This window comes from Yoonia sp. I 8.24 (assembly GCF_022096995.1).
Lineage (GTDB): Bacteria > Pseudomonadota > Alphaproteobacteria > Rhodobacterales > Rhodobacteraceae > Yoonia.
Genome location: NZ_JACXGQ010000004.1, coordinates 436,137 through 447,670 on the forward strand (window position 1 = coordinate 436,137; position 11,534 = coordinate 447,670).

13 protein-coding genes are annotated in these 11,534 nt (G+C 51.2%); 3 read left to right on the forward strand and 10 right to left on the reverse strand.

Annotation, left to right across the window (positions count from 1 at the left end; genetic code table 11):
• Window positions 1–169 precede the first annotated feature (169 nt).
• The gene (locus Yoon_RS10765) at window positions 170–946 is read right to left on the reverse strand and encodes a DUF1499 domain-containing protein (protein ID WP_238112201.1); all 777 of its coding nucleotides are present in this window, start codon (window positions 944–946) and stop codon (window positions 170–172) included.
• A gap of 84 nt (window positions 947–1,030) precedes the next feature.
• Here Yoon_RS10765 and Yoon_RS10770 point away from each other — a divergent pair, with 84 nt between their 5' ends.
• Entirely contained in the window at window positions 1,031–1,513 is a 483-nt protein-coding gene (locus Yoon_RS10770) for a MarR family winged helix-turn-helix transcriptional regulator (protein WP_238112202.1), read from the forward strand.
• A 164-nt stretch (window positions 1,514–1,677) separates the two neighbouring features.
• On the opposite strand, the gene mnhG is transcribed toward Yoon_RS10770, so the two are convergent.
• The 6 genes from mnhG to Yoon_RS10800 are packed head-to-tail and all read right to left on the reverse strand — an operon-like array spanning window position 1,678 to window position 7,601.
• Window positions 1,678–2,064: a monovalent cation/H(+) antiporter subunit G gene (gene mnhG / locus Yoon_RS10775; protein WP_238112204.1), complete on the reverse strand. Its 387-nt coding sequence runs from the start codon at window positions 2,062–2,064 to the stop codon at window positions 1,678–1,680.
• Window positions 2,061–2,348, reverse strand: a complete 288-nt coding sequence (locus Yoon_RS10780; protein ID WP_238112205.1) for a K+/H+ antiporter subunit F — start codon at window positions 2,346–2,348, stop codon at window positions 2,061–2,063. The genes mnhG and Yoon_RS10780 overlap by 4 nt, the downstream gene beginning before the upstream one ends.
• Window positions 2,345–2,845, reverse strand: coding sequence for a Na+/H+ antiporter subunit E (locus Yoon_RS10785; protein WP_238112207.1), 501 nt, complete (start codon window positions 2,843–2,845; stop codon window positions 2,345–2,347). The genes Yoon_RS10780 and Yoon_RS10785 overlap by 4 nt, the downstream gene beginning before the upstream one ends.
• Before the next feature lies 1 nt (window position 2,846).
• Window positions 2,847–4,388 carry a monovalent cation/H+ antiporter subunit D gene (locus Yoon_RS10790; RefSeq protein WP_238112208.1) on the reverse strand — a complete coding sequence of 514 codons (1,542 nt, stop codon included), beginning with the start codon at window positions 4,386–4,388 and terminating at the stop codon, window positions 2,847–2,849.
• Entirely contained in the window at window positions 4,385–4,732 is a 348-nt protein-coding gene (locus tag Yoon_RS10795; RefSeq protein WP_238112209.1) for a Na+/H+ antiporter subunit C, read from the reverse strand. The genes Yoon_RS10790 and Yoon_RS10795 overlap by 4 nt, the downstream gene beginning before the upstream one ends.
• A gap of 1 nt (window position 4,733) precedes the next feature.
• Window positions 4,734–7,601, reverse strand: a complete 2,868-nt coding sequence (locus tag Yoon_RS10800; RefSeq protein WP_238112210.1) for a monovalent cation/H+ antiporter subunit A — start codon at window positions 7,599–7,601, stop codon at window positions 4,734–4,736.
• Window positions 7,602–8,138: 537 nt separating this feature from the next.
• Between Yoon_RS10800 and Yoon_RS10805 the strand changes: the two genes are divergently transcribed.
• Both Yoon_RS10805 and Yoon_RS10810 read left to right on the forward strand, forming a co-directional pair.
• Window positions 8,139–8,441 carry a hypothetical protein gene (locus Yoon_RS10805; protein WP_238112211.1) on the forward strand — a complete coding sequence of 101 codons (303 nt, stop codon included), beginning with the start codon at window positions 8,139–8,141 and terminating at the stop codon, window positions 8,439–8,441.
• Window positions 8,423–8,587, forward strand: coding sequence for a hypothetical protein (locus Yoon_RS10810; RefSeq protein WP_238112212.1), 165 nt, complete (start codon window positions 8,423–8,425; stop codon window positions 8,585–8,587). The genes Yoon_RS10805 and Yoon_RS10810 overlap by 19 nt, the downstream gene beginning before the upstream one ends.
• A gap of 126 nt (window positions 8,588–8,713) precedes the next feature.
• Here Yoon_RS10810 and Yoon_RS10815 read toward each other — a convergent pair whose 3' ends face one another.
• Genes Yoon_RS10815 through Yoon_RS10825 form a run of 3 tightly spaced genes read right to left on the reverse strand, consistent with a single transcriptional unit; the run spans window position 8,714 to window position 11,189 of the window.
• A complete protein-coding gene (locus tag Yoon_RS10815) occupies window positions 8,714–9,811 on the reverse strand; it encodes a triacylglycerol lipase (protein WP_238112213.1) in 1,098 nt (365 codons plus the stop codon).
• Between the two features lie 2 nt (window positions 9,812–9,813).
• Window positions 9,814–10,143, reverse strand: coding sequence for a hypothetical protein (locus Yoon_RS10820; RefSeq protein WP_238112215.1), 330 nt, complete (start codon window positions 10,141–10,143; stop codon window positions 9,814–9,816).
• A complete protein-coding gene (locus tag Yoon_RS10825; protein ID WP_238112217.1) occupies window positions 10,140–11,189 on the reverse strand; it encodes a hypothetical protein in 1,050 nt (349 codons plus the stop codon). The genes Yoon_RS10820 and Yoon_RS10825 overlap by 4 nt, the downstream gene beginning before the upstream one ends.
• Between the last annotated feature and the right edge of the window lie 345 nt (window positions 11,190–11,534).

Sequence of the window (11,534 nt, forward strand, 5' to 3'; positions counted from 1 at the left end):
TTCAGCGTCATTGAATCGGAGTATTTCTGCCACAAGACCACGTTGTAACTGTGAAAATTACCGAAGTTGATATGCAGTTAGCATACTAACTGTTGAGCGCAAACCTTGGGGAGCCGATGTGTCAGCTCCACACAGCCTTGTGAACAATGGCCTTTGATTGAACGCCGCCTTAACTCTGCGAAAAGGCGGACACAAAGGCGCGAATGCGTGCGGCGTTCACCCCCTGATCACTGCGCCCGACACGGGACACACTTCTAAGATCGACGCGGCTGCCATCGTCCAAAGGTGTCACCACCACAACGATGTCATCGGCAAAGTAAAACACGGGTGTGCGGGCCGTTGCCTCGAACCGAAGGCTGTCGAACGTGGGCGGAATAATCTCCCAATTCATCGTTTCGGCAACACTTAGGGCGCGTTCAAACGCATCCTCGGCCGTCATTGTTGTTATAACCGGTGCGATATCGGGATAGGCGCTGAGCTGCGCGTCAGCAGTTTCTTGGCCGCTATAGTCTAGACTGTTGGACGCACCCGCACGTGTTTCATCAAGCACCTGAAACTCCGGCGGGTTCTGAGTGTCCGTCGTGATATCATGGATCGGTGGTGCGCGAACCGGTGGGTCGATTGTTGCAAAAAGCCAAGGCAACAGCATGACTGCCCCCATTAGAAACGCGATACCGGACAGTAAAGATCCCGCGCGTTCTTTTCGAACAAGGTGGATTACTAGGACCACAAGCCCAAGGCCGGCAGCCACAAAAGCAATCGGGTTGAAATAGGTCCGATAAAGCCCCATGCCATCCAGCGGAGCCCAAAACCCCAACCGTGCGCCGAACATAATTACGAGGTTCGCAGCAATGGCCAAAACGGAGACCGCAAGCGCCAATTTCCACAGGTGCGAAAGGACACCCTTATTTTTACTGTCGGGGGAATTTCCTAAAACGTCAGACATCTTTCGCTCCACTGTGCAGAAAGCCCACGGTTTTGTTGACTATCAGATTGTTGTTGCCCCTTCAGTAGTATACTAACTGTTAGTATGGCAACACGTAAATTCAATATGCACATGCTGCTCCACTCTGCGGCCCTTATAGAAGATCGGCTTCGCCAGCGCCTTGCCCGGCTTGGTGTTCCGCCCAGACAGGCGCGTATTCTTGATGCGCTGGATAATGTCGGCTCCGCGTCGCAGGCTGATCTGGCACGCGCCTTTCATATAAAGCCCGCCAGTATGAGTACCATGACAATGCGGTTGCTCGACGCGGGACTTATTTCGCGCGAGGTCGACGCAAACGAAGTGCGCAGCAATATCCTGAAATTAAGCGCGGCTGGACAAGACTTATTGTCAGAAATCCGCGCGGCTTGGCACGATATCGACCTGTTGATCGACGACACAATTGGGGTCGAAAACGCAGAGCAGCTCGCAGATCTGACGGGGAGGTTACGCGACGGTTTGGGCGGACAAACTCCCGCTGGCGAATTGAAAGACATCAAGGTCGACGTACAAAATACAACGCCTAAATGATAACCTATCCTATGAAGGTATCATTTGCACCAAAGTCTGCCTGCCAAAAAATGGGATTGCTATAATCGGCAACAGTGAGCCCGAAATCGGTGGTCACTTTGAATAGCGCACTATGTGGATTGGTGCGTAAATCTGGCCGCACGACATCGCGATCGCGCGCAAATTTATTGGCTTGCACCCTCGCTATTGCGATCCTCTTGCGGCGTATCTAGCGTTGACCAAGTATCGTCCTGCGGCGGTGAGGGTGGTGCTTCACAGTCACCACGATGAATATTTACCTTTGCGATGAAGTTCGCAGAAATGGGGGCCGTCACAAACAGGAACCCCATGATCAGCAACTCGTGAATCGACGTCTGGCCTATGACGAAAGAGTGCAACATTGAGGCTGCGAGTAACATCCCGACCCCGACCGTTCCTACCTTGGTCGGGGCATGCAGGCGCGACATTGGTGTGTCGAACTTTAACATCCCGATTACGCCAACAATGGTAAAAAACGATCCGATAAGCAGACAGAATGCGACGGCGTAGGTTCCGATAATATCAATGCTCATTCGATGATGTCCCCGCGCAAGACAAAACGAGCCAGTGCGACTGTCGACACAAAGCCTAACATCGCGATCAACAGCGATACTTCAAAATAGATTTGCACGCCTTGGTAAATTCCCATGGCGATAACGATACCGAGGCCGTTGATGGCCATTGTGTCCAGCGCAAGAATACGGTCACCGGGTGCTGGTCCGACGACCAACCGCACCATCGAAAGGATTTGTGAAACGACCAATGTGATCAAAGTCACAATTATCGCGATGTCAAAAAGCCAGAGTGCTGTTGTCATACGAAAATCTCCTTGAGGCGGCTTTGGTAGCGGTTCACGATGTCGTCTCGTACGGCGTCTGGGTCGTCTGTGTGCAGCACATGAACCAGTAAGCTATGCCCTTCGTCAGACATATCCGCAGATACCGTTCCTGGGGTCAGCGTGATCGTCCCTGCAAGCACCGTGATTGCTTCGGGCTGGCGTAGCTCTAGCGGCACAACGATCCACGCCGGTTTTCGTTTCGCATTGGGGACTGTCAAAACGATCCACGCCACTTGGATGTTGGCCACAAGAATGTCCCAGATGACCACGGCGCTATAGGTCGCCATTTTGTCCAACCGGAAACGTTTCGGGGTGTTGGGCCACCAGATCGACGTTCCTCGTGCGATAATGATGCCGAGGATGATCCCAAAAACGACCATCCCTGCCGAAACTTCGTTTTGTAAAAGGATCCAGACAACCGCGAGAAGGAGCGTAACGAATGGGTGTGGGATGAGCCAGAGAAATGCGCGCTTCATATCAATACCCCTCCTGCGGCGTACTTAACTTGCCAGATGTTTCCAGCACGGTCGCGATATAGGGCTGCGGCGAGAAAAGCTGCGCGGCCATTTTAGTTGTATAGCTATGCACTTGCCCTGCGAAAACCGTATGCGCAACCAAAAGCGCGATCAGCCCGCCGACGGCCACATAGGACAATACGGCAGGGGTCGGCGAATTTGGTGCCTCCGCATCGGGCTCAACGCTTTGCGCTTTCCAGAACAAAATGCTGCCAGCGCGCGAAAATCCGACAATGCCAATCAGGCTTGATCCAAGGACAATCGCCCAAATCCATACGACCTGATCCGTGCCGAAAGCCGCATCAAGCACCAACAATTTGCCCAGAAAGCCGGATAGCGGCGGAAGTCCCACCACAGCAATTGCACTGGCAAAAAAGAGTGCTGCCGTAAGCGCGTTTCCAGCAACGGGTTGTTGAGGGACTAGATCCAAATTTGCCCGTCCGCTACGCACCAAGTCAGTGATTAAGAATAATGCCGCTGCTGCCAATGTCGAATGCACAATGTAGTAAAGCGCCGCCGCAATACCTTCTGGTGTGAACAGCGAAATTGCGACCATCACCATACCCATCGACCCGATGACCGAGAACGCCACCAAGCGGTCAAGCCGTTTTGCCGCCATAACCCCGGCCATACCAAGGGCCACCGACAGCAGCGCGGCAGGCATTAACCAGTCCACTTGCAGACCCGCTGTGATCTCTAGGTCGGGCGGGAAAATCATCGTATATACACGGATAATCGCGTATGCGCCCACCTTTGTCATGATCGCAAACAGTGCCGCAACGGGTGCTGGCGCTTCTGCGTAACTTGACGGTAACCAAAAATGTAGCGGCACTACGGCGGCTTTGATCGCAAAGACCAAAATCAGCAAGACAGACGCCACACGGATACCCACAGTGTCTTCTGCGCCGATCAAGGCCACCCGATTGGCAAGGTCCGCCATGTTTAACGTGCCTGTTTCGGCATAGATTGATCCAAGCGCAAACAGGAATAGCGTTGATCCAATCAGGTTAAACAGCACATATTGTACGCCCGCGCGCAGTCGTGCGTCACCGCCAGCATGGATCATCAACCCATAAGACGCGATCAAGAGGACTTCGAAAAATACGAAAAGGTTAAAGAGGTCACCCGTTAAAAATGCGCCCATGATCCCCATCAGTTGGAATTGGAACAACGCATGGAAATGTACGCCGCGATTGTCCCAGCCAGAACCGATTGCATAAAGAAGCACGAAGAGGGCCAGCACCGCCGTTAGAAGCACCATGAAAATAGATAGCCGGTCCCCGACCAAGACAATGCCAAACGGCGCCGCCCAATCGCCCAGTTGATAAAGAAGAATAGAGCCGTCGAAAACCTGCAACGTCAGACCGAGTGCGATCACTATCAGTGCCAGCACGCCCACAACAGAGAAGGTGCGCTGAATGCCGATGTGATATCTGGCGGCCAGCACAATGAAGGGTGCAAGCAGCGCGGGCAGAACGACAGGCGCGATAAGCCAGTGGGTCATGATAGTTCCCCCTTGGTCGCGTCGGGTTGATCGTCCACGTGGTCATCATCAGAGCCTAAAAACGCGCCGAGGCTGATCATGACGACAACGGCTGTCATGCCAAACGATATCACGATGGCGGTTAGGACCAAGGCTTGCGGTATAGGGTCAGCATATGTTGTCGCCCCATCTTGCAGAATCGGCGGGGCGCCGACGGTCAAGCGACCAGAGGCAAATAGGAAGACGTTGACCGCATATGTCAAAAGAGAGACCCCTAAGATGACGGGGAATGTGCGCAGTCGCAGCACGAGGTAAAGCCCGCCGGCCGTTAAAATGCCAATGGCCGAAGCAACTAAGAGTTCCATGTTACACGCCCTCCTTTGCAGTGTCAGGCGTGTCATCACGTGACGGATCAATGTCCATTGGGTGTTCGCTATCTTCCATATGCGCACGACGTGCCAGACGTGAGAAGCTTTCAAGCGACAGCATCACCGCACCAAGAACCGCAAGGAACACGCCCAAATCGAACAGCGCAGCGGTTGCCAGTTCAAACTTTTCAAACGGCGGAACCCGCACATAAGTGAAATCGGATGTCAGGAACGGTTTGCCAAAAAACCAAGATCCCATGCCAGTAAACCCAGCGATCAAAACGCCCGCCCCGATCACGCCGTGATACGGGTAGCGCAAGCGCGCGGACGTCCAGACAAAGCCGCTCGCCATATACTGCATCACGACTGCAATCGAGACAATAAGCCCCGCAATAAAGCCACCACCCGGTTCATTGTGGCCGCGCAGGAAGATATAGAAACCGACCATTAAAACGACGGGCATGATCACACGGGTCAGGACAACCATCATCATCGGATGTGTATCGCCTGAACGAGGCTGGTCGGGCTCGCGGTTCAATAGTCGGGCACGCACAGGGCCATTCAAAAGTGTTTGGGTCAGCGCATAAATCAGCAAAGCCGCGATACCCAAGACGATGATTTCACCGTAGGTATCAAAGCCACGAAAATCGACAAGGATGACGTTCACAACATTCGTGCCGCCGCCGCCTTTGTAGGAATTCGCCAGATGGAACTCCGAAATTGGCACATCTTTTGCGTCGCGCAAAAGATAATAGTAGGCCAAGGCGAAGGTCGCCAATCCACCCATAATTGCGATGGCGCTGTCGCGGCAGCGGCGCAAAACCGTGCTCTCTATAGGGGTTTGCTTGGGCAGGAAATTCAGCGCCAAGAGCATCAAAATAATCGTTACCACCTCGACGGTAAATTGCGTCATAGCAAGGTCTGGCGCGCTAAAGAACACAAAGCCGATAGAGACCATCAACCCCACAATGCCAATCAAGATCAGAGACAACAGGCGGTTGCGGTGCAATAATACCATGCCAATGGTTGCTGCCACGAGCATCAACCAGCCCGCAATTGCCACAGGCCCCGCGGCTTGCATCGCGCGTGTCGGCGCACCTACCGTGCCCGTTGTCCAAGCGTAAAACCCGACGACAAAAATCGTCACAGCCCCAATCGCAGCATAGCGCGAGAAAGATCCGTTATGCAGCGGTAGAATGACAGCTTGTACCAGTTTTACCGTTGATCCAATGATTTTGTCAAAGATCACCTTGGCCTCGGGGCGTGGCGTGCGCTCCCAAACCCGCAGGGCAGAGTTGAACCCAGCCAGCATGATCAGGCCACCAAAAACTGCGATGATTGACATGTAAAGCGCAGGCACCAAGCCGTGCCATATTTTGATATGTGCGTATGGGATCGTGGCGGCGTTGCCCAAGACTGATGTTGTCACGAGCTTAACAAACGGTTCGATGACAAAGGGCGCCACGCCGATCACAACAACCAAGACCACCAGGATCGCAGGCGGCAACCAAAGGCCCGGGTTTGGGTCATGCGGTGTGGCAGGATAATCGTCGCGCACTTTTCCAAAGAAGACATGCCCGATGAGCCGGAAACAATAAGCTGCTGAAAAGATCGACCCGAATGTCGCCAAGGCGGGGACCAACCATGGCAAACCAAACAGCACTGTCGCATAGGATTGCTCTAGCATCATTTCTTTGGACAAGAATCCGTTAAGCAGTGGAATACCCGCCATCGACAGGGCCGCGAGCACGGCAATAACAAACGTAACGGGCATCAATTTGCGCAGCCCGCCAAGCCGTCGGATATCGCGGGTATGCGCCGCGTGATCAATGATACCCGCCGACATGAACAAAGCCGCCTTGAACGTGGCGTGGTTTAGAATGTGGAACACGGCTGCCATTGCACCAAATGCTGTCCCCGTGCCCAAAAGCATGGTGATCAAACCCAAATGGCTTACCGTTGAGAACGCGAGCAACGCCTTTAGGTCATGCTTGAAGAGCGCGATCACCGCGCCCAGCACCATTGTTATCAGGCCCGCAGTGGTCACGATCACAAACCACTCTGGCGTGCCAGATAGCACGGGCCACATGCGCGCCATCAAAAAAATCCCTGCTTTCACCATCGTGGCAGAATGCAGATAGGCGGATACAGGGGTGGGTGCTGCCATCGCGTGGGGCAGCCAGAAATGGAACGGAAACTGTGCCGATTTGGCAAAACAACCCAGCAAGATCAACAAAAGCGCCGGCACATAAAGCGCATCTGCTTGGATCAAATCGCGGTTCTGCAAGATCACGCTGAGGTCATAGCTGCCGACAATCTGTCCAAGGATCAGCATGCCCGCGACCATCGACAGGCCGCCCATGCCCGTCACCGTCAAGGCCATGCGCGCGCCTTGGCGACCTTCGGGCAGATGTTTCCAAAAACCGATCAAAAGAAAAGACGATAGCGATGTAAGTTCCCAAAAAATAAGCAAAAGCAGGATGTTGTCACTCAATACGATCCCCACCATCGCGCCCTGAAAGAGAAGCAAATAGGTGAAAAACTCGCCCATATTGTCGTTACGGCTAAGGTAATTTCGCGCATATGCAATAATCAACAAGCCAATGCCCAAAATCAGCAACGCAAAGAAAAACCCCAACCCGTCAAGCATCAAGGTGAAGTTGAGCCCCAAAGCGGGCATCCAATCGACACGCGCGGCGACAACTTCACCCGCTAAAATAGACGGCAGGTTTGTGAGCAATCCTACAAAAGCAGCTAAAGTGACGGTGAATGTCACGCCAGCACAAGCTGACCGCCCTGCGGGATACATGAGACCAGGTAGAAGCGCGCCGAAAAACGGCAATGCGACGATAAGAAAAAGGGACACGCAAACTCCTATTCGACTCAATTCTTGCACTTCAAATAGAAAATGCCAGAAATCATTACCAACGAAATAATAGGTAATTGCGGGAAAGGCGAGTGCCTCACGCTAGAATACCGAGGTAGTTCCTAAAACCTTGTATGAAGACGTTGTACATCGTCTCCTTGAACCAGCGGGTGCCGATAAGTCCGGAGCACACTGAGCAACCTCGCGAAAGGCTCGATATACATCAATGTTAGGTGACCTGTGCTGGTTTACGGTCCCAGCAACGAACTCTGGCTTCGGAGACATTTAGTATGGCACAACCCACTGTTACTCGCGACTACAAAACAAGTTCGCCCCCCTTCGAAAACTCCCTTGTGCGGTATCTGTCCGGCCAAGGTTTTACGGTCTTAGTGATGTCGTGGAAAACCCCGATGCAAGTGATCGCGGTCTGTCGATGGACGATTATCGCTCACATGAGCTCATGGACGCAGTGGATGCAGTCAACGCCATCACCGACGGGCAAAAATCCTAGCGTTGGGCTATTGCATTGGCGGCACATTGTTATCGATCGCAGCAGCGGCGATGGCACGCGAGGGAGACGACCGGCTGCAAAGCCTGACGTTCCTCGCGAGCCATACCGAATTCACAGAAGCCGGCGAGTTGATGCTGTTCATCAATGGCAGCCAGTTGGCCTACGTTGATGACTTCAGTCGTGAAAACGTGGTTCTGATCGCAGATATGCGGACGCAAGCCTGTCTAAGCGCGAACAATCCGCGCGGCGCTTGCTCGCGATTATCCGAGAGCACGGCTGGGAGCGTTTCTCGTCGCGTGAGGTCCAACGCATGGACCGCAAAGGGTTGACCACAGCCGCCGAACTGAAACCCGCGCTGGACGCTCTGATTGAGGCGGAGGTATTGCGCCAAGTGGACGGTAGCACGGGCGCGAATGGCGGGCGGCCCGCAAAGCTGTTCCTTGTCAATCCGGCGGTCTTGGCTGCGCTTGCATAGCGCCTGACAAAACTGACTTAACCGACAAAACCTATCTATTCGCGCATCAAACGGGGATTGTGTCAGTTTTGTCGGTTTTGTCAGAGAGCGAAGGGTGCCGACCTTCTCTGTAATTGTAAAATCTAACTAAGGGCTTTCACGTCCAAAAAGCGTTTCGACACGGTTCGCAAAAACTGTGTAGATCAAACTCTCTTCGGAGTAGGGTTTTGCAATCCCTGAATGATTTTGTCCCGACGGTATAGTTCTTTCACTACATAGACTTTGTGCACTAACTTGTTCAACAACCAGAATACCGTTCGTAGGCACGGTCTCAAACGCGCATAAACTATAGACTTTAGACATCAAATGCGAGCCTCGCCATGTCGAATATTGGTCGGCTAAAAAATTGCTTCTTTCAAATGATGTTATGGCGTCTAGTTGGCGGTTAGAAGGGTCAACTAAACTTGCAAGTCTTGCGATGTCAGAGCCCGCAGTAGGTGTTGCAAGAAAATAGATGAGCGGGACTTTTTCAGATATAGCATCATTTTTGAGAAGCAAATTCCGAACAACAATACCCCCCATGCTGTGAGCAACAAAGATTATATTTTCGTAATCTGTAACCGACCCATTATCAATTCTAAATGCCAATTGATCAGCCACATTAGAAATCGAGAGGCTGCCAGCCTGAAAGAGCATTGATGAGTAGTGGTAACTACTTAAATCAAAGTTCTCGAAGCGGCTATCCTCAGCCAGCATTTGCCCCCAATTCTTTTCGGTTTCGGCGTTTGTCCAAGTCAGTTCTCCATCATCTCTTATGCCATGCACAAAGATAATTAAGTTGTCTCGTCCATCGCTTCGTATCTCTCGAAGCTCATCTCTTCCTGCTTGGCTTTTTATGTGGCCTATTGGTGGGAGCACCGAAAAAATCGCAACGGCAGCAACTATCAAAACGCCAACCGTTAGAATAAGCCGCACATATTTATTCATATCCAGCAACCAACTTCTAAAAATAGAAATCGCGGTTTTTGGATGACTATTCACTGGCGTGCTCGAACCCGTGTTACTTGTCTTATGGCTGTAAACCAACGTCGCTCCAACCATTGCATCGACCAAGTTTCTATACTCTTCCGGTATATCTTGCATTTTCGATTGAAAGTGCGTCATTGCTTCTTCGCTGGATAGCGTTTGAATCTCCAGTAGAAGCTTACGGGCGATATCTTCTGCTTTTCGGAGAGAATTAGACAAGTTCAAGCTTTTCCAACTGAATAGATAACCTCAACGTCCCTTACGGGGTTGACCGTAACGTAAGAGTCACTTGAGTCATCGAACACTCGAGTAGGTATTTGATAGAGGTGACCGAATTCAGCAATTGTAACCTTCGTGTCTGGAGATTTGACACGATAATGAATTTCAATTTCACCGTTGCTTATCAATTGTGCCGCATACTTTGAAAGTTCTTCGAAGGAAGGTGCATTTACGATTTCTCTTAATGCTGGCACGGTCAACGACTCTGGTCGAGAACCATTTTTCATCTCGAGAACAACCTTTCTCAGTCTGTTTTTCCAACCAAGTTTCATTTCAGCTTCATAGCCTTCATGGCGCCTAAAATTGTTTGAAGAACATACTCATATTCGCTTTTTGTAACTTTGGCAGTCAAAAAGAATTCATTGTCTTCACCGGACAAGCCAAGATTGATATTTCTTCGAAGGCCTTTGCAACTCCGCACGGTCAACCCAGCTCTATGGACGGTCCCCTCAGTTACGTGAAAAGCGTCAATAGCTGCTGTCAAAGATGAACTATTCAACATGCTTGTCCCGTACCCTGAAATCGATGGGCGCAGGCGACCTTCAGCCAAATCAAGATGCTCGGTGTGCTTAACGTCAAAAGCCTCCATAGCCTTTTTCCGATGTTTAGGATCACAAACATATTGTTTAGCATCTTGTAGAGAGTACGATGAAAATTTCTTGCTATCGATCAGAGGCTCGAGATTAGTTAATAATGCTCGCGCTTCTACGCCGTAGTCGTAGGCATCCATATGAGAATGTATTCGCACCTCACACAGGCCATCTGAATGAATCCGTACAACATTCGCAGCGCGATATGGGCGAGTGTCTACGGATGTAAATAGCTGGCCGTCCTTCTCCCATTCTCGATAGGAGCTTTCATCCCTAACATAACGTTTTTCAATGACTTTAATAACTATAGTAGTCCCCTCGGTACGGACCTCAGAGATTGTTGGGCTTTCGGGAACACCAACGATAGATCGCGAATTAAAGGGAGGAAACCTACTTTCAGTCGCACAAATGGCCCTCAGGTAGTTTGTGTCAAGAATCCGGGCAACCTCGGATTTACCTATTCTGTATAGTAAAACATGTTGCTTTCCGTGCTCCTCAGCTTCGGCTAGAAAGCCTGCGACTTCCAAAAGGCTGACTGTCCCGTCTTTAAGTGCTGGCTTGAGCCTCTCATTGATCATGAAGTCCCAGCTACCAGCCGAAAAGGATATACTTCGTTTAGCCAGAAACGTCTTTGCTTGCTCCAAGGTAGCTTGACTAGGGAGAAACTTGAAAATCTGTTCGGCCGTGACATCCGAGGCTAAACTTGCGGCACTGGCGTGTCTATTCAACTAAATCATCCTTGTACTAACGTAGATTGCCCCGGATTACTTCCTCGCCGGATTACCCTATACCCACTAAAAGCTCACTATTTTTAAACTGTAAACCAAACCTTCACACTCTGCCACATCACTTGGGAAACAGGTTTGCATTCATGCTGTTCAATAGAGTTTAACTTGCGCAGACATTGTAAAGCAAATCCCTTTTAGGATGATCCTAAAATTAGTTCACTCAACCTATTTACGAGTCAAGCCATATGCGCCCTTCAAACGTAGCACCATTGTAGCACCACGCATTTCGGTCGAAACGCAAATATCGCCCCGTAGGGCGTTAACGTATTGATATTACTTATCTAA